The organism is Streptomyces sp. NPDC056600, from assembly GCF_042792855.1.
In the GTDB taxonomy this organism is placed as follows: Bacteria; Actinomycetota; Actinomycetes; order Streptomycetales; family Streptomycetaceae; genus Streptomyces.
The window spans coordinates 87,081-109,984 of sequence record NZ_JBHTVQ010000007.1; the positions used below are offsets into that span (position 1 = coordinate 87,081).

Annotated in this window: 27 protein-coding genes; 19 read left to right on the forward strand and 8 right to left on the reverse strand. The window is 74.9% G+C overall.

Translation table 11 applies throughout. The features are described 5' to 3' along the window. The first annotated feature begins 151 nt into the window (after positions 1 to 151). The 3 genes from crcB (ACFRAV_RS05980) (at position 152) to ACFRAV_RS05990 (ending at position 1,951) form a co-directional block, all read left to right on the forward strand. The gene (crcB, locus tag ACFRAV_RS05980) at positions 152 to 658 is read left to right on the forward strand and encodes a fluoride efflux transporter CrcB (protein WP_382552003.1); all 507 of its coding nucleotides are present in this window, start codon (positions 152 to 154) and stop codon (positions 656 to 658) included. Beyond that, a complete protein-coding gene (gene crcB / locus ACFRAV_RS05985; protein WP_382552005.1) occupies positions 655 to 1,035 on the forward strand; it encodes a fluoride efflux transporter CrcB in 381 nt (126 codons plus the stop codon). Before crcB (ACFRAV_RS05980) ends, crcB (ACFRAV_RS05985) begins: the two co-directional genes overlap by 4 nt. Positions 1,036 to 1,138: 103 nt before the next feature. Next, the gene (locus tag ACFRAV_RS05990; protein ID WP_382552007.1) at positions 1,139 to 1,951 is read left to right on the forward strand and encodes a maleylpyruvate isomerase family mycothiol-dependent enzyme; all 813 of its coding nucleotides are present in this window, start codon (positions 1,139 to 1,141) and stop codon (positions 1,949 to 1,951) included. 95 nt (positions 1,952 to 2,046) lie between these two features. Here the strand turns inward: ACFRAV_RS05990 and ACFRAV_RS05995 are convergent, their stop codons facing one another. Beyond that, positions 2,047 to 3,210 carry a D-alanyl-D-alanine carboxypeptidase family protein gene (locus ACFRAV_RS05995; RefSeq protein WP_382552009.1) on the reverse strand — a complete coding sequence of 388 codons (1,164 nt, stop codon included), beginning with the start codon at positions 3,208 to 3,210 and terminating at the stop codon, positions 2,047 to 2,049. Between the two features lie 100 nt (positions 3,211 to 3,310). On the opposite strand from ACFRAV_RS05995, the gene ACFRAV_RS06000 reads away from it, so the two are divergent. Continuing rightward, positions 3,311 to 4,120 (forward strand): class I SAM-dependent methyltransferase, encoded by an 810-nt coding sequence (locus ACFRAV_RS06000; RefSeq protein ID WP_382552011.1) that lies wholly within the window; start codon positions 3,311 to 3,313, stop codon positions 4,118 to 4,120. On the opposite strand, the gene ACFRAV_RS06005 is transcribed toward ACFRAV_RS06000, so the two are convergent. Then, positions 4,075 to 4,482: a MarR family winged helix-turn-helix transcriptional regulator gene (locus tag ACFRAV_RS06005; RefSeq protein WP_382552131.1), complete on the reverse strand. Its 408-nt coding sequence runs from the start codon at positions 4,480 to 4,482 to the stop codon at positions 4,075 to 4,077. The two genes, ACFRAV_RS06000 and ACFRAV_RS06005, sit on opposite strands and share 46 nt — an antisense overlap. A gap of 249 nt (positions 4,483 to 4,731) precedes the next feature. Here ACFRAV_RS06005 and ACFRAV_RS06010 point away from each other — a divergent pair, with 249 nt between their 5' ends. Then, complete coding sequence (locus ACFRAV_RS06010) at positions 4,732 to 5,553, forward strand: putative protein N(5)-glutamine methyltransferase (RefSeq protein WP_382552013.1); 822 nt, start codon at positions 4,732 to 4,734, stop codon at positions 5,551 to 5,553. A gap of 244 nt (positions 5,554 to 5,797) precedes the next feature. On the opposite strand, the gene ACFRAV_RS06015 is transcribed toward ACFRAV_RS06010, so the two are convergent. Together ACFRAV_RS06015 and ACFRAV_RS06020 are read right to left on the reverse strand one after the other, a co-directional pair. After that, a complete protein-coding gene (locus ACFRAV_RS06015; RefSeq protein WP_382552015.1) occupies positions 5,798 to 6,364 on the reverse strand; it encodes a hypothetical protein in 567 nt (188 codons plus the stop codon). Positions 6,365 to 6,800: 436 nt separating this feature from the next. Next, positions 6,801 to 7,805: a fibronectin type III domain-containing protein gene (locus ACFRAV_RS06020; protein WP_382552017.1), complete on the reverse strand. Its 1,005-nt coding sequence runs from the start codon at positions 7,803 to 7,805 to the stop codon at positions 6,801 to 6,803. Positions 7,806 to 8,261: 456 nt separating this feature from the next. Between ACFRAV_RS06020 and ACFRAV_RS06025 the strand changes: the two genes are divergently transcribed. The 6 genes from ACFRAV_RS06025 to ACFRAV_RS06050 all read left to right on the forward strand — a co-directional run bounded on the left by ACFRAV_RS06025 (position 8,262) and on the right by ACFRAV_RS06050 (position 13,562). Beyond that, positions 8,262 to 9,803, forward strand: a complete 1,542-nt coding sequence (locus tag ACFRAV_RS06025) for an AMP-binding protein (RefSeq protein WP_382552019.1) — start codon at positions 8,262 to 8,264, stop codon at positions 9,801 to 9,803. A gap of 19 nt (positions 9,804 to 9,822) precedes the next feature. Continuing rightward, on the forward strand, positions 9,823 to 10,206 hold the full coding sequence (locus ACFRAV_RS06030) for a PPOX class F420-dependent oxidoreductase (RefSeq protein ID WP_382552021.1): 384 nt from the start codon (positions 9,823 to 9,825) through the stop codon (positions 10,204 to 10,206). A gap of 56 nt (positions 10,207 to 10,262) precedes the next feature. Next, on the forward strand, positions 10,263 to 10,658 hold the full coding sequence (locus ACFRAV_RS06035; RefSeq protein WP_382552023.1) for a hypothetical protein: 396 nt from the start codon (positions 10,263 to 10,265) through the stop codon (positions 10,656 to 10,658). 228 nt (positions 10,659 to 10,886) lie between these two features. Next, positions 10,887 to 11,423, forward strand: a complete 537-nt coding sequence (locus tag ACFRAV_RS06040; protein WP_382552025.1) for a hypothetical protein — start codon at positions 10,887 to 10,889, stop codon at positions 11,421 to 11,423. 35 nt (positions 11,424 to 11,458) lie between these two features. After that, positions 11,459 to 12,145 carry a leucine-rich repeat domain-containing protein gene (locus tag ACFRAV_RS06045; RefSeq protein ID WP_382552027.1) on the forward strand — a complete coding sequence of 229 codons (687 nt, stop codon included), beginning with the start codon at positions 11,459 to 11,461 and terminating at the stop codon, positions 12,143 to 12,145. 61 nt (positions 12,146 to 12,206) lie between these two features. Then, positions 12,207 to 13,562 carry an MFS transporter gene (locus ACFRAV_RS06050; protein WP_382552029.1) on the forward strand — a complete coding sequence of 452 codons (1,356 nt, stop codon included), beginning with the start codon at positions 12,207 to 12,209 and terminating at the stop codon, positions 13,560 to 13,562. Positions 13,563 to 13,583: 21 nt separating this feature from the next. Here the strand turns inward: ACFRAV_RS06050 and ACFRAV_RS06055 are convergent, their stop codons facing one another. Beyond that, a complete protein-coding gene (locus ACFRAV_RS06055; RefSeq protein ID WP_382552031.1) occupies positions 13,584 to 15,116 on the reverse strand; it encodes a hypothetical protein in 1,533 nt (510 codons plus the stop codon). A gap of 110 nt (positions 15,117 to 15,226) precedes the next feature. On the opposite strand from ACFRAV_RS06055, the gene ACFRAV_RS06060 reads away from it, so the two are divergent. After that, entirely contained in the window at positions 15,227 to 16,402 is a 1,176-nt protein-coding gene (locus ACFRAV_RS06060) for a sensor histidine kinase (protein ID WP_382552033.1), read from the forward strand. After that, positions 16,399 to 17,142 (forward strand): response regulator transcription factor, encoded by a 744-nt coding sequence (locus tag ACFRAV_RS06065; protein WP_382552034.1) that lies wholly within the window; start codon positions 16,399 to 16,401, stop codon positions 17,140 to 17,142. The genes ACFRAV_RS06060 and ACFRAV_RS06065 overlap by 4 nt, the downstream gene beginning before the upstream one ends. 16 nt (positions 17,143 to 17,158) lie before the next feature. Here ACFRAV_RS06065 and ACFRAV_RS06070 read toward each other — a convergent pair whose 3' ends face one another. The 3 genes from ACFRAV_RS06070 to ACFRAV_RS06080 all read right to left on the reverse strand — a co-directional run bounded on the left by ACFRAV_RS06070 (position 17,159) and on the right by ACFRAV_RS06080 (position 18,401). Continuing rightward, positions 17,159 to 17,509, reverse strand: coding sequence for a hypothetical protein (locus ACFRAV_RS06070; RefSeq protein ID WP_382552036.1), 351 nt, complete (start codon positions 17,507 to 17,509; stop codon positions 17,159 to 17,161). A gap of 51 nt (positions 17,510 to 17,560) precedes the next feature. Then, on the reverse strand, positions 17,561 to 17,926 hold the full coding sequence (locus tag ACFRAV_RS06075; RefSeq protein ID WP_382552038.1) for a DUF6479 family protein: 366 nt from the start codon (positions 17,924 to 17,926) through the stop codon (positions 17,561 to 17,563). 67 nt (positions 17,927 to 17,993) lie between these two features. Then, positions 17,994 to 18,401, reverse strand: a complete 408-nt coding sequence (locus ACFRAV_RS06080; protein WP_382552039.1) for a ChaB family protein — start codon at positions 18,399 to 18,401, stop codon at positions 17,994 to 17,996. 106 nt (positions 18,402 to 18,507) lie between these two features. Between ACFRAV_RS06080 and ACFRAV_RS06085 the strand changes: the two genes are divergently transcribed. From ACFRAV_RS06085 to ACFRAV_RS06110, 6 genes are all read left to right on the forward strand, one after another. Continuing rightward, entirely contained in the window at positions 18,508 to 18,882 is a 375-nt protein-coding gene (locus ACFRAV_RS06085; RefSeq protein WP_108955763.1) for a ferredoxin, read from the forward strand. An 86-nt stretch (positions 18,883 to 18,968) separates the two neighbouring features. After that, positions 18,969 to 19,160, forward strand: a complete 192-nt coding sequence (locus ACFRAV_RS06090) for a DUF2795 domain-containing protein (protein WP_382552041.1) — start codon at positions 18,969 to 18,971, stop codon at positions 19,158 to 19,160. Positions 19,161 to 19,307: 147 nt separating this feature from the next. Next, the gene (locus ACFRAV_RS06095; RefSeq protein WP_382552043.1) at positions 19,308 to 20,828 is read left to right on the forward strand and encodes a fatty acyl-CoA synthetase; all 1,521 of its coding nucleotides are present in this window, start codon (positions 19,308 to 19,310) and stop codon (positions 20,826 to 20,828) included. A gap of 98 nt (positions 20,829 to 20,926) precedes the next feature. Next, complete coding sequence (locus tag ACFRAV_RS06100) at positions 20,927 to 21,172, forward strand: DUF397 domain-containing protein (protein WP_382552045.1); 246 nt, start codon at positions 20,927 to 20,929, stop codon at positions 21,170 to 21,172. Positions 21,173 to 21,329: 157 nt separating this feature from the next. Beyond that, the gene (locus ACFRAV_RS06105; protein ID WP_382552047.1) at positions 21,330 to 22,262 is read left to right on the forward strand and encodes a universal stress protein; all 933 of its coding nucleotides are present in this window, start codon (positions 21,330 to 21,332) and stop codon (positions 22,260 to 22,262) included. Positions 22,263 to 22,307: 45 nt separating this feature from the next. Next, on the forward strand, positions 22,308 to 22,805 hold the full coding sequence (locus ACFRAV_RS06110) for a hypothetical protein (RefSeq protein WP_351115973.1): 498 nt from the start codon (positions 22,308 to 22,310) through the stop codon (positions 22,803 to 22,805). The last annotated feature ends 99 nt before the right edge of the window (positions 22,806 to 22,904 follow it).

The following is a 22,904-nucleotide window of genomic DNA, read 5'->3' on the forward strand; positions in this document are numbered from 1 at the left end:
TGCGCGCTCCTGGGCTCTCCTCGCGGGGACACGGACGTCCTGTTCCGGCACGGTGGAACGATCACGTTGTCAGGGCCGGCCCGCCCGGCGTAGGGCCGACCGGCCCCTTTCCCCCGGCCCCTCGGTGACGGCGCTAGGCTCGAGCACCGACATGAGTGACACCCCCGCCCCGGACGCCCCCCTGCCGGACCCCTCCGGACGCCGCGCCGCCTCCCGCACCGGACCGCCGCGGGCACCCCGGTTCCCCCGCGCCTGGCGTGCCGACGCCCCCGTCGTCCTCGCGGTCGCCCTCGGCGGCGCGCTGGGCGCGAGCGCCCGCTACGCGGCCGTCCTGCGCTGGCCCGCCGCCGCGGACGCCTTCCCCTGGGCGGTGTTCTGGGTCAACGTGAGCGGCTGCGCGGTGATCGGCGCCTTCACCGTGCTGGTCACCGAAGGGGCGCGGACGCCGCATCCGCTGCTGCGCCCCTTCTTCGGCACCGGGGTGCTCGGCGGCTACACCACCTTCTCCACCTACGCGCTGGACGTCCAGCGGCTCCAGGACGCCCGGGAGCCGCTGGCGGCCCTCCTCTACCTCGCCGGCACGCTGCTCGCGGCCCTGGCCGCCGTCCTCCTGGGCACGGCGGCCGCCCGGCTCGGACTGCGGAGGAGGCCGCGGTGAACTGGCTGCTGGTGATCGCCGGCGCCATGGTGGGCGCCCCGCTGCGGTACCTCACCGACCGCGCGGTGCGGCTGCGGCTGAGGCCGGACGCGGTCTTCCCCTGGGGCACCTTCACGGTCAACGTCGCCGGCTCGCTGGTGCTGGGCCTGCTGACCGGCGCCGCGGCGGCCGGGGCGGCGGGGGAGCACCTGCAACTGCTGCTCGGCACCGGGCTGTGCGGGGCGCTCACCACGTACTCCACCTTCTCCTGGGAGACGCTGCGCCTGGCCGAGGAGCGCTCACCGGTCCTCGCGGCCGGCAACGCCCTCGGCAGCCTCGTCGCCGGACTGGCCGCGATGTACGCGGGCGTGGCCCTGGGCGACGCGCTGTGGGGCTGATCACGCTGTGGGGCTGATCCGGCTCCGCCCGGCGCGGGTTCCTCGCCGGGCCGGCCGGGCGCCCGCGGAGTACCGTGGGAGCAGGGGGCCGAGGAGGTGCGGCATGACCACGGCCACCACTGTCTCCGCCCGGGACATCCCCCGTACTCCCGCCGTCCAGGCCCGCAGGGTCAACGCGGCGGAGATACGGGCCTCCGTAGACGTACTGGGCTCACTGCCGCCCGAAGCGTGGTCACGACCGACCCCCTGCACCGGGTGGACCGTGCGGGACATGGCCGCCCACGAGGTCGGCCAGTGCGAGGAACTGGTCAGGCCCTGGCTGATGTTCACCCGCGTCCGGCGGGCGCGGGCCGAACACCCCGGCCTCGGCGCCCTCGACGGTCACAACGAGGCCCAGATCGAGGACCGCGCCGACATGCCGGGGGAGCAACTGACCGGGGAACTGGACCGGTTCGGCACCCGCGGGGTGCGCTCGCTGGGCCGGGTGCCCGTCGCGGCACGCCGCCGGCTGCGCACCAGCATGATCTTCCCGGAGGGCCGGACGCTGCCCGAGGACTCGATGGAGTACCTGCACGACGTCCTGGTGGCCCGCGACCCGTGGATGCACCGGGTCGACATCTGCGACGCGACCGGGGCTGAACTGGTCCTGGGCGCGCACGACCAGGAGGTCATGCGGCAGATCCTGCTGGACCTGGCGCTGGGCTGGACGGGGCCGCCCTGTCAGCTGGAGCTGTCCGGCCCGCTCGGGGGCAGCTACCGGATCGGCGACCTCGCCGGCCCGCCGGCGGTCACCCTCCGGGCCGACGCGGTCGTCCTCGCCCGGCACCTCTCGGGGCGCCCGGCGCGCGGGGAGATCGAACTCGAGGGCGACGAGGAGACCGCCGCCGCCCTCGCCGCCGCCCGCGTCATCTTCTGACCTCACGGTCACGGCGCCCGGCCTGGCGGCCGTGCGTCCCCGGCCGCCGCAGCCGGCGTGACGCCCGCGTGTGCCGACCCGGCCGCCGGGCAGCGTCACCCGTCCGCGTGCCGGGCCCGGCGACGGCGCGCTCCGACCACCGTGGCGCCCGCTGCCACCGCGGCCGCGCAGCCGCCCAGCAGGGCGGTCCGCCACCCCACGCCGCCGTCGCCCGCGTGGGCCGCGACCGCCGCCGCGTGCTCCGTGGCGGGGCCGGGCCGGTGCGAGGCCGGGGGGCCGGCCGCGACGGGAGGTTCCAGGGACCCGACCGGGCGGACCCGTCCCGCGGCGTCGAAGCCCCAGTCCAGCAGGGACCGCGCCTCCTCGTACACGGAGCCGGGGGTGTCGTCCTGCGGGTTGAGCACCGTGACCACCAGCGTCCGTCCGCCCCGCCTGGCCGCCGCGATCAGCGTGTTGCCCGCCTTGCTGGTGTACCCGTTCTTCACCCCGATCGCCCCGGGGTAGGCCTTCACCCCCAGCGCCCCCGTCAGCAGCCGGTTGGTGTTCTGGATGTCGTACACGCCCCGCCGGCCCGGGAACTTCGCCACAGCGGTCCGGCAGTACTCCGCGAACCGCGGGTCGTTCAGTCCCGCCCGCCCGAACACCGCCAGGTCGTACGCGGACGAGACCTGCCCCGGCGCGTCGTACCCGTCCGGCGTGACCACATGGGTGTCGCGGGCGCCCAGTTCCTCGGCGGTCTCCCGCATCCGGGCCACCGCGGCCGCCGTGCCGCCCGCCATGGCGGACAGGACGTGCACCGCGTCGTTGCCGGAGCTCAGGAAGACGCCCCGCCACAGGTCGCCCACCGCGTAGTCGTGCCCCGCCTCGACCCCGACCAGGCTGCTGCCCTCACCGACCCCGGCCAGCTCCGCGTCGGTCGCCCGGTGACGGCCCTCGGGGACCCGGGGGAGCAGCGCGAGCGCGAACAGGGTCTTGAGGGTGCTGGCCGGCGGTAGCGCGCGATGCGCGTCGTGCGCGGCGAGCACGTCGCCGTTGCGGGCGTCCGCGACCACCCAGGAGAGCGCCGAAACCTCCGGAACCCGCGGCGCGCCGCCGGTCAGCCGCACCTGGGTGCCCGAGGTCCGCAGCGGGTCCGGCGGAGCGGCCGTCGGACTCGGCGCCGGCGCCCCCGCCCCCACCGCGAGCAGGGCGCACGCGGCGACGGCGACGCGGCGGGCGGGACCCGAACCGGACCTCCATGAGAATAGTGCGCTTTTCATACGAACAACGTAGGAAGGGGGTGCCGGGCGCGCCGCACGCCACGGCCGGATCGGGCCGAGCGACACCCGGATGCCGTACGGCCGCCGTTATGCTCCGGGCATGTCCGCTCCGAAGGCGCACGCCCCGAAGAGGGGCCCGCAGGCGACCGCTCCGCAGGGGCCGACGCTCGGTCAGCTCGCCGTACAGGCGCTGTCCTCCGTCGAGCACGGCTACGACCTGCTGGCCCCGATGTTCGACCACACCTCGTTCCGCACCCCCGACCGCTTCCTGCGGGCGACGCGGGACGCCCTGGCGCCGCTCGGCCCCTTCGAGGACGGCCTCGACCTGTGCTGCGGCACCGGCGCCGGACTCGGCGTCCTGCGGGACCTGTGCCCCGGAAGCGTCACCGGCGTGGACCTCAGCACCGGCATGCTGGACCGCGCCCGCCTCGCCGCCCCGTGGGCGGACCTGGTCCGCGCGGACGCGCGCGACCTCCCCCTCGCCCCGGAGTCGTTCGACCTGGCGGTCACCTTCGGCGCCCTGGGCCACTTCCTGCCCCGCGACCTGCCCGCCCTCCTCGGGCAGGCGTTCACCGTGCTCCGCCCCGGCGGACGCCTCGCCTTCCCCCTGCCCGGGCCTCCCCGCCCGGGATCCCGGCAGGCCCTGGGGCTGCGGGCCTTCGACACGGCCATGCGGATCCGCAACGCCGTGTGGCGCCCGCGGTTCGTCATGTACTACCGCGCCCTGACCTTCGGGACGCTGCGCGAGGCCCTCGCCCGGACCGGGTTCGCCGTGGAGACCTACGCGATGCCGGAGTTCGGCAGCCGCGAGGACGGCAGCCCGTGCTGCCGCCTGGTCGTCGCCACCCGCCCCGCAGTACCCGCTCAGCCCTCCGGCGAGGCGGAACCGCCCGACGGCCCGGCGTTGTAGCGCTCCAGGTAGGCGGCGAAGCGGACCAGGTCCTCCTCCGGCCAGCCGTTCAGCCGCTCCTTGAACGCGGCCCGTCGGCGCTCGGTCACCCGGGCGAGTATCCGGCGCCCCGCCTCGGTGAGCTGCAGCACCTGCACCCGCTGGTCCTCCGTGTCCTGGCGGCGCTCCACCAGACCCTCGCGCTCCAGCACCGCGACCTGACGGCTGACCGTGGACTTGTCCAGCGCGTAGTACTCCGCCAGGTCGGTGGCGCGGCAGCCGGAGCCCTCCTCCAGGTGCCCCAGCAGCGCGAACGAGACCAGGGACAGTTCCGGATGCAGCCGTCCGGCCAGGGCGCGCGCCCGGCGGGCGAACGACGTCATCTCGCGGTGGATCGTCTCGATCGCCACGTCGGCGCCAGAGTTCACGGGAACCTCCTCACGTTCTGGTTGCAGAATACAACCACGAACCTCAGGGGTGGGAGACGAGGTGCCGCCACGGCGCGGACAATGCGGATGCCCGGCCGGGGGGCGCTGGGTAGGGTGGCCGCGCCCGAGCGGGTCCGGCGCCCCGTCGCCCGCCACCGACAGCCGTTCCGTCGCCACCGCCACCGCCACCGACAGCCGAGGCCGATGACAACTCCCCGGACATCATCCCCCGTTCCGCCGGCCGCTCCGGACGCCGTGGTCGCCGCGCTGCGCGCCGCGGGCTGCGTCTTCGCCGAGGAGGAGGCCGCTCTCCTGGCCGCCGCGGCGGACACGCCGGACCGGCTCGCCTCCCTGGTGGCCAGGCGCGCGGCCGGGGAGCCGCTGGAACACGTCGTCGGCTGGGCCGAGTTCCGCGGACTGCGGATCGACGTCGCTCCGGGGGTCTTCGTGCCGCGCCGCCGCACCGAGTTCCTGGTCGGCCGCGCCCTGGCGCTCGCGCCCGCGGCCCGGGTGGTCGTCGACCTGTGCTGCGGGTCGGGCGCCCTCGGGGCGGCGCTCGCCGCCGCGCTGCCCGACGCGGAACTGCACGCCGCCGACATCGATCCCGCCGCCGTGGACTGCGCCGGGCGGAACCTCGCGCCCCGGGGCGGCCGGGTCCACCACGGGGACCTGTTCGCCGCCCTGCCCGCGGGCCTGCGCGGACGCATCGAGATCCTCGCCGCCAACGTGCCCTACGTGCCGACCGCGGACATCCGCCTGCTGCCCGCCGAGGCGCGCGAGCACGAACCGCCCGCCGCCCTGGACGGCGGCCCCGACGGACTCGCCGTGCTGCGCCGGGTGGCCCAGGGCGCGCCCGCCTGGCTCGCCCCCGGCGGCTGCCTGCTCGCCGAGACGAGCGGCCGTCAGGCCCCGGCGGCGCGGCGGGCCTTCGCGGAGGCGGGGCTGACGGCGGGGGTGGCGGTCTGCGAGGAGAGCGAGGCCCATGTGATCACCGGCGTGCTCCCGGCAGCGACGCCCGTCCACTGACGGGCGGGGGCTCCCGAGGGAGGGTGCGCGGGCCTCACGACATGCGTGGCCTCGCGACACGCGTGGCCCCGCGACACGCGTGGCCTCGCGACACGCGTGGCCTCGCGACACGCGTGGCCTCGCGACACGCGTGGCCCCGCGACACGCGTGACCCCGTGACATGCATGGCCCCGCGACACGCCTGGGCCGCCGCCCGGCTGTCCTGCCGGGCGGCGGCCCATGTGCGGCGCGTGCGGGAAACCGCTCAGAAACGGTGCGGCCTGGCCCGGCGACGCAGGTACCAGGCGCCGCCGCCGACCCCGGCGCCGACCAGGGCGCCGCCCGCGACCAGGGTGAGGGTGGTGTGGTCCTTCACGGCGCCGCCGATGCCGCCCATCACGCCGCGCGTGGGGGAGGCGGTGGCCGACATGGTCGGAGTCGCCGTGGAGGTCGGGGTGGACGTGGGCGTGGCCGTCGGCCGGGTGCCCGAGACGATGACGGACTGGGTGCCCGCCGTGCTGTTGTTCGAGCACCGGACGATCACCGTGTAGGTGCCGGGGGAGACGCTCGACCAGGCCGCCGACTGGCTGGTGGCCGAGCCCGACAGGGCGACCTGACGGCCCTCGGCGAACGTGTTCTGGGTGCTGTTCAGCAGCGAGGCGGTGCCCCAGCTGCCGTTGGTCTGGGTGCAGGCGCTGGTGGTGACCGCGACGGTGGTGCCGCTGGTGCTCACGGAGATGCCCGGGGCGGCGACGGCCGACCCCGCGAAGGCGAGCGGCAGGGCGGCGGCCACGGTCAGGCCTGATCGGACGATGACGCGAGGTGTACGCATGGGTCTGACCTCCGGCGGCACGGCTGGCGGACATTCCTGGGCGCCGCCGAGGATCGGGAGGCCCGTACCGCCCTCGGGGACAGCCAATGTCCCCGGCGCGCCGGGCGCACCCGGAGAGCACCCGGACAGGTGACGCCCTCGGCCGAGCCCGCGGACGACGCCCACCGTCCGGTGACGCATCGTCGCCCCGTGGCCGGGCCTCGGCCGTCCGGTGGCGGACCCCCGGCGCTCCGGCAGACCTCCGCGGGCCGTCGACGCATCGTCGCCCCTTGGCGGGCCCTCAGCTCTCCGGTAGCCCGCCGCTGGCCGACGGCGCCCCCTCGCCCCCGTCGGCGGGCCCCCGCTGTTCGGGCGGGCTCCCGCCCTTCCGTAGCCGCCGCCGGCCGACGGTGCACCGTCGTTCCTCGGCGGGCCTCCGCCCTCCGGCAGCGGACCCTCACTCGCCGGTGGTCACCGTCCGCTCCGGTGAGAAGCCGCCCCACGTGCCGTCCGGAAGCTTCGCGCGCAGACGCACCCGGTGGGTCTCCCCGGCCTCCCCGCCGAGGTAGAAGCGGTGGGTCGCCCGGCCGCCCGGGGCCTCGCCGCCCCACACCAGGGTGGTGGCCGGCCGCCCGTCGAGGTGGATCCGGTACTCGGTGATCACGCCGTCGGCCGGCGGCGGCTCCCAGGAGATCTCCAGGTGCCAGGCGCCGTCCGCCCGCACCGTCTTCGCGCGGAACGCGACGGGGGCCGTGGCGCGCCCGTCGTCCTCCTTCGCCCCGGCGGTGGTGATCCGGACCCGGCCGCCGGCGGGGGAGAGGTTCCCGGCCGCGTCCCTGGCCCGCACCGTGAAGGAGTAACGGGTCCCGGGGCGCAGGCCGGTGACCACCGCGGCGGTCTGCGCGCCGCCCACGCTGTGGATCTTCGTCGAGCCCTGGTGGATCTCGTAGGAGACCACCTCCTGGTCGTCCGTGGCCGCCTCCCAGGACAACTGCGCCGCCCGGCTGCCCACGGCGCGGCCCTCCAGGCGCTTCGGAGCTGACGGCGCACGGGTGTCGGCGGCGCTCGCGGCGGGGGTGGTGGCCCGCACGACGGCGCTGCGCGGGCCCAGCCGGCCGTCGGCGGAGCGGGCCCGCACGTGGAAGGTGTAGGCGGTGTCCGCCTTCAGCCGCACCACGTCCGTCATGTGCTCGGAGGCGGCGACCTCCTTCACCTTGGCGGAACCGCGGTACACCTCGTAGGCCTCCACCCGGGAGCCGTTGTCGGCCACCCGGCTCCACATCACGTGCACGCTGGTGGCGCTGCCCGCCTGCGCGGTGACGCCGGCCGGAGCCGCGGGGAGCCGCCCGCCGTCCTCCTCGCCGGCGGCCGCGCCCCAGCCGCACGACGTGGCCAGGACCGCGGTGAGCAGGGCGCCGCAGCACCGGGCCGCCCGACGGGGAACGCGCTCCGCACCAGCCATACCGAACCTCCGCCGACAGGACACGAACATTGGTCCGTACCAATATGCGCACGCTGACGCGGGCACATCAAGAGTCCGGCCGTTGGCCCGGCGGGCACAGCTGTACGTATGCTGAACCCCCTTGCGGCCGCGCCGACCTGATGACGGGTCGGCCGCCGGCCGCCGGCGCGGATCCGCTGTCGTCGCTGTTCACGCGCCGGGCGGGGAGCGGGGGCCGGGACGAGGCGCAGGTCCGTCCCGGCCCTCCCTCGCGCCCCGCTCTCCCTCGTGGTCGGCCTTCCCGCGTGCCCGGGCGCCGGCCTCGGGAGACCTCTGCCGTCTCTTCACGATCTCTTCCGGCCGCACCTGCCGTCGCGGTGTTCACCTGGGAGCGCGGGGGTGATGAGATGTTCGGACCTTGGCCGACCCGGCCGGCCCGGAGAGACCGCCGGGCCACCGTACGGAGGAGTGAGAACGATGCGGGTGCCCATGACCATCGCGGACTTCCTCGACCGGGCGGAGGCGGGCTTCGCCGCCGGCGCCGGGGTGGTGGACGAGCTCGACCAGCCGGCCTGGCCCGTGCCGCCGAGCACCTACGGCCGCTTCGCCGAACGGGTGCGCGCCTGGCAGGCGGGCTTCGACGCGCTGGGCGTCGCCGAGGGCGAGCGGATCGCCGTGGTCAGCCACAACTCGGCCCGGCTCCTCGAACTGCTCTTCGCGGTGCCGATGAGCGGACGGATCTGCGTGCCCGTCAACTTCCGCCTGCGGCCCGACGAGGTCGACTACATCGTCCGTCAGAGCGGAGCCTCGGTGCTGCTGGTGGATCCCGAGCTCGACGCCGAGCTCGCACAGGTCTCCGTCCGCCACCGTTTCGTCCTCGGCGAGGAGACCGAGCGGACACTGATGCGTTTCGACGTCGAGCCGCGCCCCTGGTCGGAGCCGGACGAGAACGCCACCGCCACCATCAACTACACCTCCGGCACGACCGCCCGCCCCAAGGGCGTCCAGCTCACCCACCGCAACATCTGGGTGGACGCCGTCACCTTCGGCCTGCACACCCGGGCCTGGGAGCGCGACGTGTACATGCACGTCCTGCCCATGTTCCACTGCAACGGCTGGGGCATGCCGTTCGTGATGGCCGGCCTCGGCGTGCCGCAGATCGTCCTGCGCAAGGTCGACGGCGCCGAGATCCTGCGCCGCGTCGAGCGGCACGGCGTCACCCTGATGTGCGGCGCCCCCGCCGTCTGGAACGCGGTCCTCGACGCCGCCGCCGACTGGGAGGGCGAGATCCCCGGCCGCGACCGCGTGCGCGTCGTCTGCGCGGGCGCGCCGCCGCCCAGCCGCACCATCCAGCGGGTGAACGAGGAGCTCGGCTGGGAGTTCCTGCAGATCTACGGCCTCACCGAGACCGCGCCGCTGCTCACCTTCAACCGCTCCCTGCCCGGCGACGACGCCCTGCCCGCCGAACAGCGCGCCCACCGGCTGTCCCGCGCCGGGCTGCCCACCCTCGGCACCCGGCTGAAGGTCTCCGGCACCGGCGAGGTGCTGGCCCGCTCCAACACCGTGATGGAGGGCTACTGGGAGAAGCCGGAGGCCACCGCCGACGCGCTGGACGACGGCTGGTTCCACACCGGCGACGGGGGCTTCCTCGACCCGGACGACGGTCACCTCACCATCTCCGACCGCAAGAAGGACGTCATCATCACCGGCGGCGAGAACGTGAGTTCCATCGAGGTCGAGGACGTGATCTTCAGCCACCCGGCGGTCGCCGAGGTCGCGGTGATCGGCGTACCGCACGAGAAGTGGGGCGAGACGGTCAAGGCGCTGGTGGTCCTCGCCGAGGGGGCCCGCGCTGAGGAGGCCGAGATCATCGCCCACTGCAAGGAGCGGGCGGCCGGGTACAAGGCGCCCACCAGCGTCGAGTTCCGCGACTCCATCCCGCGCACCGCCACCGGGAAGATCCAGAAGTTCAAGCTGCGCCGGCCCTACTGGGAGGGAGCCGACCGCGGCGTCAACTGACCGGGTAGCCTGCCCGTTCATGAGCACTCTCGACGCCCTGGCCACCGCCCCGTACGTCTCGGTGACGACGTTCCGCAAGGACGGGCGGGCGGTGGCCACCCCCGTCTGGGTGGTACCGGACGGGGAGGGCGCCCTGGCGGTGTGGACCAGGGCGGACAGCGGCAAGGTCAAGCGCCTCCGGCGCGACGGCCGGGTGACGGTGGCCCCGTGCGACTTCCGCGGCAACCTCCGCGGCGAGGCCGTCGAGGCCCGCGCGCGCCTCGGCACGCCCGAGGAGACGGCGCGGGTCCGCCGGGGCATCGCCCGCAAGTACGGGCTGACGGGCCGCCTGACCCTGCTCGGCAGCCGTCTGCGCGGGGGCCGCGACGCCACGGTCGCGGTCCTGATCGGTCCGGCGGACTGATCCGGCGCCGGGCGGGACGCCCGGCGTTGTCGGTGGGGTGCGGCAGCATCGGGAGCATGAGTCCGTTGCTGCTGACCGACGTCGAGCAGGCGATCCGCGCCAGTTGGAGCGCCGAGACGTGCACCCCCGAGTACCGGCCGCACTGGCGCCCGGACAATCCGGCCCGCGACCAGTGCGGCGTCACCGCGCTGGTCCTCCACGACCTGCTGGGCGGCGAGCTGATCCGCGGGGAGGTCCACGCCGACGGCCGGTGGACCGACTACCACTGGTGGAACCGCCTCGGCGCGGGCGTGGAGATCGACCTCACCCGCGAGCAGTTCGGCCCCCACGAGACCGTCACCGGCGGCCGGGTGATCGCCCGCCCCGCGGAGATCCGCCGCTGCCGCGAGGAGTACGAACTCCTGCGCGCCCGCGTCCTGCACGGACTCGGCGCGCCCGCCACCACCCCTTGACCGCGCCGCGCGGCACGGACGCCGGACCGGCCCTCGACGGCACGGACGCCGGACCGGCCATCGAGGCACGGAACCTCCTCTGCCTCCCCGCCGTCCATGGATGGACAGGATCGCCGCCCTCGCACCCCGGCGGGTGCTCTTCGTCCACGACTGCGCGGTCCGGGAGCCGGGGGACGAGGGGGCGGCTACCGTGTGAGACCTGGACCTGCCAGGCGGAAGGAGTCCGACATGCCGTACCGGATGCGAGGCCGTGGCCCCGCCCTGCTGGCCGCCACCTGCCTGCTGCTGGCCGCCTGCGGGTCGGTGGAGGCGTCCCAGCCGGACGGGTCGTCCCTCCCGCCCTCGCCGGGAGCGACGGCGCCGTCGGGGCAAGCGCCGAGTGAGCCGGGGGAGCAGGGCGGTGACGGGGCGACGCCGAGCGAGCGGCCCGAGACCGTCCGCCTCACCGTCTCCGGCGGGATCGCCGGCGTCCGCCGCTCCATCCTGGCGTCCACCGACGGCACCGTGGAGATCAGCGACCGCAAGGAGGGCGTCCGCGAGGCCGACCCGCTCAACGGCGTGGACCGCGACCGGCTGCGGGGCCTGCTGGAGAAGGTCGACTTCGCCGCGCTCCCGCCCCGCAGCGTCGACGAGGGCGCCCGCGACATGTTCGTCTACACCCTGGAGCACGACGGCCACTCCGTCGTCACCGACCGCAGCGTTCCCCTCGGCGAGGCCGACGACCTGATCGGCCAGCTGGAACGCTTCCTCGAGGAGCGGCTCTGAGCACGCTGAACCTGTGGCGCCGGCGTCTCGGCGCGGTGCCGGAGTCCGTCTGGGACCGGCGCGAGCTGCGCGTGCTGATCCTCGCCGACAACGCCCTCACCGAGCTGTCGCCCGCCGTCGGCGGGCTCCGACAGCTCACCACGCTCGACCTGGGCCACAACGCGCTCACCGAACTCCCCGTCGAGCTGGGCGACTTGACCGAACTCACCGGCTGCCTCTACCTCCACGACAACCGCCTGACCCGCCTGCCCCGCGAACTGGGCCGGCTGACCGCGCTGCGGCTCGTCAACGTCGGCGACAACCGCCTGACCGAACTGCCCGACTCCCTCACCCGCATGGCCGCCCTGGTGGAACTGCGGGCTCAGCACAATGCGTTGACCGCGCTCCCCGAGCGGATCGGCGACCTCGCGAACCTGCGGGAACTGTGGCTCAAGGGCAACCGCCTCACCGGACTCCCCGCCTCCTCCTCCCGGTTGAGCGAGCTGAGGCACCTCGAGCTGCGCGACAACCTGCTCCCCGAGGTCCCCGCCCCGCTCGTCGGCCTGCCCCTGCTGCGCACCCTCGACCTGCGGGGCAACCGGATCGTCCGCCTGCCACCGTGGCTGACCGAACTCCCCTCCCTGGAGAAACTCGACCTGCGGTGGAACGATCTCGTCGTCGACCCCCGTGACGACCCGGTGGCCGTCGCCCTGGAGCGGCGCGGCTGCGTCGTGGTGGCCTGATCGCGTCACCGAACCGACACAGTCTTGACTTCCCTCGCACTCCTGGCGTGAAGCTGTCCCGGTGACCGCACCTGGAACCGGCCGGGCCAGGCTGCCCAAGCTGCCCCCGGCCTACCGACCCCTGTTCGCGCACCGGCCGTTCAGACGGCTGCTGTTCGCCTTCGCCGCGTCCGACTTCGGCGACGGGATGGCCGTGGTGACCGTGCCGTGGCTCGCCGTCCTGCTGGCGCCCGACGGGAACCGCGGGCTCTACGTCGGCACCGCGGTCGCCGCCTACGCGCTGCCCGGAGCCGTCGGCGCGCTGGTGCTCGGACGGTGGATGCGCGCCTTCCCCGCCCGGCGACTGCTGTTCGCCGACGCCGCGCTGCGGGCGGTCATGCTCGCCTGCGTGCCCCTGGCGTGGGTGCTCGGCGTGCTCACCCCCTGGCTGTACGTGGTGCTGCTGGCCGCCTCCTCCCTGCTGCACGCCTGGGGCAGCGCGGGCAAGTACACGCTGCTCGCCTCCCTCCTGGCGCCCGAACGGCGGCTCGCCGCCAACGCCCTGGTCAGCTCCAGCGCCTCGGCCGCCATGGTGTTCGGGCCCGCCCTGGCCGGTGTGCTGATCACCGCCTTGAGCCCCGCCTGGATCATCGGCATCGACGCGCTGACCTTCGCCGTCCTCGCGATCGGCGCGGTCAGGGTCCGCCCCGACGGCGCTGCCGACGAGCGGCCGGGCGGGACGGGCCGACCAGGCGGGCCGGGCCGGGCGGGCGGGGCGGACGCCGCCGGCCCGTCGGGCGGCCCCGGCGGCAAGCCCTTCGCCGTCCTCGGCCTCTTCCGGCAACGGCCCGAGCTGCTGGGCATCCTGGTCCTCACCTGGTCCTTCTTCTTCCTCTACGGCCCCGTCGAGGTGGCCCTCCCGCTGCACGTCACCGAGGACCTGCACCAGGGCCCGCACCTCCTCGGCCTGTACTGGACGCTCTTCAGCGCCGGAGCGGTGCTCGGCTCGCTCGCCGCCGGAATGCTGCGGAGACTGCCGCTGTGGCCCACGGCACTCGGCATCGTCGCCGGTTGGGGAGCCGTGCTCCTGCCGTTCGGCTTCGGAGCGCCGCCCGCCGTCACGGTCACCTGCTTCGCGCTCGGCGGCCTGATCTACGGCCCGTTCACCGCACTGTCCTTCACCCTCTTCCAGGACCGCACCCCCGCGGCGTGGCTGACCACCGTGCTCGCCGTGCGGGGCGCCGCCCTGCTGGCGTCCTCCCCGACGGGCGCCGCGCTCGGCGGTCCGCTCACCGCCGCTCTCGGACCGCGCACCGTACTGGCAGCCTCGGGGGCGGCCACCCTCGCCCTGGTGGCCGCCGCCCTCCTGGTCCGTCCGAAGGCCCGCCACGGCGGCCGGGAACCCGGCGAGGACCTCGGCGCCGCCGAGGCCGCCTGACCCGGACGCCCCGCCCCCGGGTCACGCCCCGACAGGGGTCCCCGGCGCGCCCACGGACTCGTGGGCCGCGTCCTCCGAGCCCCGCGGGAGCCGGCGCGCCGCGAGCCACAGGGACGCCACCGCGTACGCGGCGAGCACGGCGAGGCCGGCCCACCACGGCAGCGGGAAGTACCCCGTGGCGGGCGCGTAGTGCGCGATCACATGGCGATGCTCGACCAGGGTCTGCTGCGCGGCGAAGCCCGCGGCGGGCGTGACCCGCAGCAGCCACCGTGACACCTCGTCGGACAGCAGCGGGACGGACGCCACCAGGTACGGGACCACGATCGTCAGGACCGCGGCGCCCAGCGCGAGCCAGGTGCGCCGCAGCAGGGAGCCGAGCGCCACCGTGAACACGGCCGCCAGGGCCAGGGCCGCGGCCGTGGCGACGACGACCCGCACCTCCGTGGACGCGGACACCGCCGGGACGGCGACGCCGTTGCTCTCCAGGACCGCCACGCCGAGCGGCAGGACCACGCCCACCGCGAGCAGCCCGGTGACGAACGTGACGGCGCCGACGACCGCAGCCCTGGCCGCCAGGACCCGGCGCACGAGCGGTGTGCCGCCGTCGCGGGAGGCGGCGAACCGCACCGCCACGACCAGCAACACCAGCAGCCCGAGCGGCAGCCCGACGAGCGTCCGCTCCGCCGGCCGGGCCCCCTCGGTGTCGCGCGGCCCGATGTCGCCGATGCCGGTCACGGTGATCCGGCCGCCCCTTTCCACCGCCCCGGACGGCAGGTGGTACTTCTCCCAGTCGGTCCGGTTCATCTCGCCGACGGCGTCCCACCGCCAGCCGCCCGCGGTGGCGCCCTCCAGACCGACGTGGTCGAAGACGCCGGACGCCTGGGTGAAACGCACCTGTTGCGTGGTGCCGCCCAGCCCGGCGGGCCGCAGCGTCAGATCGCCGGGGGAGGCCGCGAACAGACCCACCTGCACGGTGGAGGGCAGCCCTGGCAGTCGTACGGCGCCGACCCTGGTCCACCGTTCGCCGTCCGGCGACTCGAAGCCGGTGACGGTGTCGCCCGCCCGCGTCAGCCGCAGCCAGCGGGGAGAGGTGGCCGAGACGCCACCCGCGCGGCCCGCGACGTCGTGCCGGTAACCGTGCTGCATCCGCACGCCGTGGTGGCCGGAGAGCATCAGCGCCGCATAGGGGGATCCCTGCCGCACGCCGTCCTTGACGATGATCCCCGCCTTCGCCCAGGGCGCCAGACCCGGGACGATCCGGTCGTGGTCCGGCGGCGGATAGGTGATCGTCCCGGTCATGCCCGTCATCCGGACGGTGATGCTGCCCCGCTCGCCCAGGTCGCGGTGCAGGAAGGAGAACTGGTCGTCGACGGGGGAGCCGTCCGGCCCGGTGGGCCGCGCCGGACACGGGTCGTCGCAGGAGACGCGGCTGCCGAAGGCCGGCAGCAGCCCGCAGGCGACGACGACCAGGACGCAGAGCGCCAGGGCCGCCCACCGTGCCGGACGCCCGAACGCGGCCCACTCCCGACGGAGACACTTCTGGTTCGCAGTCATGGACCGGTTCTACGGGCGCGGCCATAACGGGGGCCGAACCGTCCTTGTCATGCTGCTGTTAGGCGCGGCGGGGCATAGTGGGGCCGGCCGGACGCGAGGGGGACGACGACATGTACCAGCGGCTTCGGGGATCGACCGTCGAACGGCGTTTCACCGTCCTCTACACCGCCGCCTTCCTCGGCTCCGGGACGGTGCTGATCGCCCTCACCAACCTGATGTCGGGCGTACGGGACAGCACCGTCGCCGCCGGACCGCCCCCGGGCCGGCTGTCGGGCCCCGCCGCCGAGCAGCTCGTGGGGGACCTGCAGGGCCGCCTGGCCGAGGTGCACGCACAGCGCGACCACCAGCTGCTGGTCGGATCGCTGATCGCGCTGGCGGTGACGGCGGGCGTCTCGCTCCTGCTCGGCCGGATCCTTGCCGCACGGGTCCTGCGCCCGCTGCGCCTGATCACCGCCGCGACCCGGCGGATCTCCGCGGAGAACCTGCACCAGCGGCTCGCCGTGACCGGACCGGCAGACGAGGTCAAGGAGCTCGCCGACACCGTCGACGGTCTCCTGGCCCGCCTCGAGGCCTCGTTCCTCGCGCAGCGCCGCTTCACCGGCAACGCCTCGCACGAACTGCGCACCCCGCTGGCCACGATGCGCGCGTCGCTGGACGTCGCCGTCGCCAAACCGGCGCCCGCCGCGGAGACCGTCGCGCTCGCCGAGCGGGTACGGGCCGAGCTGGACCGGGTCGACCACCTGCTGGACGGCCTCCTGATCCTGGCCCGGGCACAGCACGCGACGACCGGGGCCCTCGCCGACGCGACCCCGGTCCCGCTCGGCGAACTGGCGCGGGAGGCGCTGAGCGCCCGGGCCGGTGGACTCGCCGCGAAGGAGCTGACGGTCGAGGACGGGACACGGCCGGACGCCTGCACCACCGGCAGCGCCGCCCTGCTGACCCGGATGGTGGAGAACCTGGTCGACAACGCGATCATCCACAACCACCGGGGCGGCCTGGTCCGGCTGAGCACGGAGGACCACGGCGGACAGGTGCGGCTGGTGGTCGTCACCGGCGGGAGGGTCCTCGACCAGGGGCGGGTGGACCGGCTGGCCCAGCCGTTCGAACGGCTGGGCGCGGACCGGACGGGGCCGGAGGGGAGTTCGGGACTGGGCCTGTCGATCGTCGCCGCGATCGTGGCCGCGCACGGCGGGCGCCTCGATCTGCTGGCCAGGCCGGAGGGCGGTCTGCGGGTCACGGTGACGCTGCCGGCGGCCGCGGCCGTTTACCGGAGCGTGACCCGGTGAGGATCCTGCTGGTGGAGGACGCCCGATCGCTCGCCGAGGTCGTCGCCGAAGGGCTGCGGGACCAGGGGATGGCCGTCGACGTCGCATGCGACGGACTCGCCGCCGCCGCCAAGCTCGACCTCAACACCTACGACGTGGTGCTCCTCGACCGAGACCTGCCCGGCATCCACGGCGACACGCTCTGCCAGATGATCACCGTACGTGACGACCGCGCCATGGTGCTCATGCTGACCGCCGCAGGGGAGCCCGGCGACCGGGTCAGCGGCCTGACCCTGGGCGCCGACGACTACCTCGCCAAACCCTTCCACTTTCCCGAGCTGGTCCTGCGTGTCCGGTCCCTGGCCCGCCGCCGGCCGGGCGCCCGGGCCCGCGTGCTGCGCGCCGCGGGCCTCGAGCTCGACCCGGTGCGCCGGACCGTCGTGCGCGACGGACACCCCGTGGAGCTGTCCGTGAAGGAGTTCGCCGTGCTCGAGGCGCTGCTGCACGCGCGGCCCGGCTTCCTGAGCGCCGAGAACCTGCTGGAACGGGTCTGGGACGAGAACGCCGACCCCTTCACCAACACGGTGGCCGTCACCGTCGGCCGGCTGCGGCGCAAGCTGGGCGGCCCGCCGGTCGTCCTGACGACACCGGGGGTGGGCTACCGCGTCGCCGAGCCCGACGACGCCGGGACCCCGCAGGGCCGCCGGCGCCCGGACGTGCCGAAGGGCCCCGGGCGGGGGAGCCCGGGGCCCTTCGGGTGAGGGGAGTGCGGCGTGATCAGAAACGGTCGCCCTTCGGCTTGCCGCGCTGATCGGGGGTGCCGTGCGGCGGCGGACTGAAAGGCTGGGCCGAGGTCCGCGGTGACACCGGAGAGCCGCCCGGCGTGCCGCCGGTCTCCGGACGGAGCCCGGACGGGTCGCCCGCCGTCGGCTCGGCGCCGTCGCGGAGCTGATCCAGCCGGGCGGAGAGCACCTGGGTGGCGGGCACCCGGTGGGCGTGCTCCTTCTCGTGGGTGAGCAGCTTCTCCACCTGGTCCGACGTCAGCGAGCGGATCCGGCTCTCCAGGGAGCCGAGCGGCAGCTGGTCGTAGTCGGACAGGGGAAGGCCCTCGCGGCCGGAACGGTCCATGATCACTCACTCGCTTCCCGCGTGAACGTACGGCGGGACATCGGCCCCGCGTCAGCGGTGGCCGCCGCCCCCGCTGCCGAAGCCCCCGCTGCTGCCCTCGTTCCAGCGCGGGCGCGGCGGCTCCTTCTCGGAGGGGACGGTGCCCTGCTGGTCGAGCTGGTGCGGCGTGAGCCGGTCGTGGTCCGTGCGGGGAATGTCGTCCGCGTCCCGGGTCGAACGGTCCTCCCGCACCGGACCGCCGGGAGGCATCTTGGGCTGCTCCTCCGGCGTCGGCCTGCGCGGCTCACGCTGACGGACCCGCCAGCCGAAGACGACCGCGCCGATCAGCGCCGCGGCCACGATCGCGCCGAGGATGAACGGAGCGAGGCCGCCGATCTGTCCCTCTTCCAGAGCGAAATCCACCCATTCATAGCTCATGGTCACTATCTACCCTCAATCGGTTGATATGAACCGATACGCGTCGTGTCTGCTGCCGGTGCGTCGGTCATTCGCCTTCTCGTGCGGCGCGGGTCCGCGAGCGGTTCGCCCGGCGGATCGCGTCGAGCGGCTCGGGCCGCGACATGCGCGACCGGCCGGGGATCTCCAGCCGCCGCGCCGGCCCGTGGAGGTGCTCCTTGGTCGCGGCCTCGTCCACCCCCTCGGCGCTGCGCCCGCCCTGCCCGCGCGGCCGCGCCGACCGGGAGTCGGAGGGGCCCTTGCGGCCGCCCTCCTTGCGTTCCCAGTGGTCGCCGACCTTCTCGTGGGTGTGCTTCAGCGCCCCGTACGCCACCCGGTGGGCCCGCTCCTCCTCGCCGTACTCGTCGACGGCGGAGTCGTGCGCCTTGACCCAGGTGCGCCGGGCCTCCTCGGAGGAGCGCTCCACGGTGGACGGCAGTTCCTCACGGCCGGGCAAGCGGACCACTCCTTCCTCCGTCGGTCTCCTGGACCCGTCGGTTCCCTGGACGCCGGGTGCCCGGGGCCAGGCGTTTGACACCGCGGACGGGGGCAACTCGGGCCACGTGACGAGCGCATCCCAGGACGAGCTGTACCGGTTCCTGGAGGACCGGTTCGCCTGCGCGCAGGCCTGCACCGAGTGTGCGAGGGCCTGCGCCCTGCGCGCGGGGTTCATGGATCCGGACGGCACCGAGGCGCAGGACCGCGCCCGGCGCAAGGGCATCATGTGCGCCGAGGTGTGCGACGCGACCTGCCGCGTGCTGTCCGAGCAGACCGGACTGGACGAGGCCGGGCTGCGGATGCAGGTGGAGTGGTGCCGCACCGTGTGCCTGGAGTGCGCCGAGGTCTTCGACGCCTGCCCCGGGGCGGAGGAGGCGGCCAAGGCATGCCGCCTGTGCGCCGAGGCGTGCACGGAGTTCCTCGCCACGCTCGCCGCCTAGCGCGGGCCCGAAGTAGCTCGCCACGCCCGCCCGCCTGGCGCGGGCCCGCAGTTCCCGGACAGGACCACCTCCCCCGGAGGCACACCATGGCCGACCCGAATCCGATCGCCCTGCAAAAGGCCCTCAGCGGCATGGACTGTCCGACGGACAAGAAGTCCCTCGTCGACCGTGCCCGGAGCAACCACGCCGACGGCTCCCTGGTCGAGAAGCTCGAAAGCCTCCGCCAGGACAGCTTCGACGGTCCCAACGAGGTGCAGAAGGCGGTGTTCAAGGGCTGACCCACCGGACGGCGCGAGGGCCGAAGTCCTGGCCCGCGGCCCGTCGGCGCGGCCCCCGCTCCCCGAGCGGTGCCGGAGCCGGCGGGCCCTTCGTGTGCCCACCGGCCCTCTTGACCTGCGCCGCAGCCCGCGCGCAGGATCGGCGCCATGAGCCGAACCACCGCCGGCAGCGGCAACGCCAGTACCGTCGACGCCGTCCTGCGCCGCAGCGCGCGCCGCACCCCGGACCGGACCGCGGTCGACTACGCGGACCGGTCGTGGACCTACGCGGAACTCGACGACGCGGTCTCCCGCGCGGCCGCCGTGCTGCGCTCGCACGGGCTGCGGCCCGGGGACCGCGTCGCCTCCTACGGCCACAACTCCGACGCCTACCTGATCGGTTACCTCGCCTGCGCCCGGGCCGGCCTGGTCCACGTGCCGGTCAACCAGAACCTCACCGGCGACGACCTGACGTACCTGCTGGGGCAGTCGGGCAGCGCCCTTCTCCTCGCCGACCCCGCGCTCGCCGGACGCCTCCCGCAGGACGTGCCCGTCCTCGCCCTGCGCGACGCGGACGACTCGCTGCTCGGCCGCCTCGCCTCCACCGCCCCCTACGACGGCCCCGGTCCGCACGCCGAGGACCTGGTCCAGCTCCTCTACACCTCGGGCACCACCGCACTGCCCAAGGGCGCGATGATGACCCACCGCGCCCTGGTCCACGAGTACTTGAGCGCCGTCACCGCGCTCGGCCTGAGCGCCGAGGACCGGCCCGTGCACGCGCTGCCGCTCTACCACTCGGCGCAGATGCACGTCTTCCTGCTGCCCTACCTCGCCGTGGGCGCCCGGAACACCATCCTCGACGCGCCCGACGGCGACCGCCTCTTCGACCTGATCGAAACGGGCCGCGCCGACAGCGTGTTCGCCCCGCCCACGGTCTGGATCGCCCTCGCCAACCGCCCCGACTTCGCCACCCGCGACCTCGGCGCGCTGCGCAAGGCCTTCTACGGTGCCTCCGTCATGCCCGTGCCGGTCCTCGAGCGGCTGCGGGAACGCCTCCCCGGCCTGGCCTTCTTCAACTGCTTCGGGCAGAGCGAGATCGGCCCCCTCGCCATGGTGCTCGGACCCGACGAGCACGAGGGCCGGATGGACTCCTGCGGCCGCCCCGTCCTCTTCGTCGAGGCCCGTGTCGTCGACGAGAACGGCAAGGACGTCCCCGACGGCACCCCCGGCGAGGTCGTCTACCGCTCCCCGCAACTGTGCGAGGGCTACTGGGACAAGCCCGAGGAGACCCAGGACGCCTTCCGCGACGGCTGGTTCCACTCCGGCGACCTGGCCGTGCGCGACGCGGACGGCTACCACACCATCGTCGACCGGGTGAAGGACGTGATCAACTCCGGCGGGGTGCTGGTCGCCTCCCGGCAGGTGGAGGACGCCCTCTACACGCACCCCGAGGTAGCCGAGGTGGCCGTCGTCGGCCTGCCCGACGCCCGCTGGATCGAGGCCGTCACCGCCTTCGTGGTGCGCAGGGGCGAGGTCACCGAGGAGGACCTCGTGGCCCACGCCAAGGAGCGGCTGGCGTCCTTCAAGGCGCCCAAGCGCGTCGTCCTCGTCGACGAACTGCCGCGCAACGCCAGCGGGAAGATCCTCAAGCGCGAACTGCGCGATCGCCACGGCGCGGCCGGCGCCTGAACCGGCGCCCCGTGCCGCGCCCGCCGCGGCACGGGGCCTGTCGGCGACCCCGACCGGTCGGTAGGCTGACCGCCGACCCCAACGGGAGGAGCACGGACGTGGCCGACAGCACCACCCAGCAGCAGCGGCGCACCGGATGGGACAAGCCGGAGCACCTCGACCTCAGCCAGGCCGAATGGCGCTCCAGCAGCCGCGGACACGGAGACGTCCAGATCGCCTTCGTCGAGGGATTCATCGCGATGCGCAACAGCCGCCGGCCCGAGAGTCCGTCCCTGATCTTCACCCCCGACGAGTGGGGCGTCTTCGTCTCGGACACCCGCAAGGGCGAGTTCGACCTGACCTGAGGCCGCCCGGCAGGCCCCGATCCCGCCCCGGAGGGCCGCACGAGGGTTTCCGCCGCGAATTCCGGACACTCGGCCACCGCTTCCCGCAACGGCCCCGCCCGCTGGGCGAGGCTGGGCGGACACAGTGGAATGCCGAACTCCGGAGGTGAGGGACCACATGACCCTGCCGGTCATCGCGGCGGTCGACGGATCGGAAGACAGCCTGCGGGCCCTGGAATGGGCGGTGCTGACCGCGCTGATGCGGGGCGTGCCCCTACGGGTGCTGCACGTGCGCCAGTACCCGGCCTGGGCGCCCCCCGAGTTCGTCGCGGTGGACACCGCCGACGACCCCGTCCTGGACCAGGTGCGCGCCCGGATCGAACAGCGCGCGGGCGGTCGGCCCGACGTCGAATACCTGAGCCGGGTCGGCAGCCCCGGGAGCGTCCTGGCCGAGGTCAGCACCGAGGGCTCCCTGCTGGTCGTCGGCTCCCGGGGCCGCGGCGGCTTCGCCAGCCTGCTGCTCGGCTCCACCGGCATCGCCGCCGCCCGTGACGCCCACTGCCCGGTGGTGGTCGTCCCGCGACCCGGACGCCAGGTCCCGCAGGAGCTCGCCGACGCCTCCGTCGGACCCCGGGTCGTCGTCGGCCTCGGCGTCGACCACGCCGGCGACGCAGCCCTGGAGTTCGCCTTCGCGGAGGCCGAGCTGCGCCGCGTGCGTCTGCAGGCCGTCGCCGTCTACCCCTGGCCCCCGCAGATGTGGGCGGTGCCCGGAGAGTTCTCACTGCCGGTGATCGAGGAGGCGAGCGTGGCCGCCGAGACGCGGACGCTCGCCGAGGAACGGCTCGCCCCGCTCCGCGAGCGGCACCCCCGCGTCGAGGTCGACCTCGCGGTGGACGGCGGGGACGCGGCCGGCCGCCTGGTCGCCCACTCCCGGGACGCCGAGCTGGTCGTGGTCGGCCGCCACCAGAGGCGGCTGCTGGTCCCGACCCGGATGGTCGGCTCGGTCACCCAGGCGGTCCTGCTGCACGCCGCCTCACCGGTGGCCGTGGTGGTCCCGCACCCGCAGGGAGAAACCGCCCACCCCGCGGACGAGGGCACCGGCCGGGAGTGAACTCCCGCACACCGTGAAGCCCGGCGGGCCACGTACCATTGCGGCATGTCGTTCCTCCGCCGCCGCAGCGCCACGCCCGCCGGGCCCGACTTCGACGTACTGGCCATGGACCCGGGCGACTGGCCCGGCAACCTCGGCGCCGGTCTGCTGCCCGCGCCCGACGGCAGCTGCCAGGGCGTCTTCCTCCGCTACGACCTGTTCGGCAACCGCGGACCCGCGATGATCATCGGGAACCTGCCCGAGGGCTCGCCCGCCCGTGACGTCACCGAGGACGAGGTGCCGTTCGAGGTGGCCCAGCTGCTGCTGGCCCTGGAGAACGACGAGGAGGTCACCGTCGTCGGCTCCGAGGACGTCCCGGTGCTCCAGGGCGACAACCTTCTCGTGGTCCGCCGCCTCAAGCTCTCCGAGAGCCGGATCTCCTGCGTGCAGTTCGACCGCAGTGACAACGTCCTGGTCACCATCGCCTCCTGGGACCGCCCGATCACCGAGGACCTCTACGCGCTCCTCAAGCCGCTGCCCGCCGAGCTGTTCCGCCAGGGCTGAGCGACCGGCGGCCGGCGCGGCACGACCGGCGTACGAAGGGGCCGGACCACCGAGGTGGTCCGGCCCCTTCCGCGTCCGCGCCGTGACCCGCGCGCCGCT

What these genes read in the sequence shown, in the direction of transcription:
- ACFRAV_RS06060 (WP_382552033.1), top strand. Translation starts at nt 15,227, where the DNA reads ATGTACCAGCGGCTTCGGGGATCGACCGTCGAACGGCGTTTCACCGTC.
- ACFRAV_RS05995 (WP_382552009.1), bottom strand. Translation starts at nt 3,210, where the DNA reads ATGAAAAGCGCACTATTCTCATGGAGGTCCGGTTCGGGTCCCGCCCGC.
- ACFRAV_RS06095 (WP_382552043.1), top strand. Translation starts at nt 19,308, where the DNA reads ATGAGCCGAACCACCGCCGGCAGCGGCAACGCCAGTACCGTCGACGCC.
- ACFRAV_RS06000 (WP_382552011.1), top strand. Translation starts at nt 3,311, where the DNA reads ATGTCCGCTCCGAAGGCGCACGCCCCGAAGAGGGGCCCGCAGGCGACC.
- ACFRAV_RS06055 (WP_382552031.1), bottom strand. Translation starts at nt 15,116, where the DNA reads ATGACTGCGAACCAGAAGTGTCTCCGTCGGGAGTGGGCCGCGTTCGGG.
- ACFRAV_RS06075 (WP_382552038.1), bottom strand. Translation starts at nt 17,926, where the DNA reads ATGAGCTATGAATGGGTGGATTTCGCTCTGGAAGAGGGACAGATCGGC.
- ACFRAV_RS06035 (WP_382552023.1), top strand. Translation starts at nt 10,263, where the DNA reads ATGAGTCCGTTGCTGCTGACCGACGTCGAGCAGGCGATCCGCGCCAGT.
- ACFRAV_RS06025 (WP_382552019.1), top strand. Translation starts at nt 8,262, where the DNA reads ATGCGGGTGCCCATGACCATCGCGGACTTCCTCGACCGGGCGGAGGCG.
- crcB (WP_382552003.1), top strand. Translation starts at nt 152, where the DNA reads ATGAGTGACACCCCCGCCCCGGACGCCCCCCTGCCGGACCCCTCCGGA.
- ACFRAV_RS06030 (WP_382552021.1), top strand. Translation starts at nt 9,823, where the DNA reads ATGAGCACTCTCGACGCCCTGGCCACCGCCCCGTACGTCTCGGTGACG.
- ACFRAV_RS06105 (WP_382552047.1), top strand. Translation starts at nt 21,330, where the DNA reads ATGACCCTGCCGGTCATCGCGGCGGTCGACGGATCGGAAGACAGCCTG.
- ACFRAV_RS06020 (WP_382552017.1), bottom strand. Translation starts at nt 7,805, where the DNA reads ATGGCTGGTGCGGAGCGCGTTCCCCGTCGGGCGGCCCGGTGCTGCGGC.
- ACFRAV_RS06015 (WP_382552015.1), bottom strand. Translation starts at nt 6,364, where the DNA reads ATGCGTACACCTCGCGTCATCGTCCGATCAGGCCTGACCGTGGCCGCC.
- ACFRAV_RS06090 (WP_382552041.1), top strand. Translation starts at nt 18,969, where the DNA reads ATGGCCGACCCGAATCCGATCGCCCTGCAAAAGGCCCTCAGCGGCATG.
- ACFRAV_RS06010 (WP_382552013.1), top strand. Translation starts at nt 4,732, where the DNA reads ATGACAACTCCCCGGACATCATCCCCCGTTCCGCCGGCCGCTCCGGAC.
- ACFRAV_RS06040 (WP_382552025.1), top strand. Translation starts at nt 10,887, where the DNA reads ATGCCGTACCGGATGCGAGGCCGTGGCCCCGCCCTGCTGGCCGCCACC.
- ACFRAV_RS06005 (WP_382552131.1), bottom strand. Translation starts at nt 4,482, where the DNA reads ATGACGTCGTTCGCCCGCCGGGCGCGCGCCCTGGCCGGACGGCTGCAT.
- ACFRAV_RS06110 (WP_351115973.1), top strand. Translation starts at nt 22,308, where the DNA reads ATGTCGTTCCTCCGCCGCCGCAGCGCCACGCCCGCCGGGCCCGACTTC.
- ACFRAV_RS06070 (WP_382552036.1), bottom strand. Translation starts at nt 17,509, where the DNA reads ATGGACCGTTCCGGCCGCGAGGGCCTTCCCCTGTCCGACTACGACCAG.
- ACFRAV_RS05990 (WP_382552007.1), top strand. Translation starts at nt 1,139, where the DNA reads ATGACCACGGCCACCACTGTCTCCGCCCGGGACATCCCCCGTACTCCC.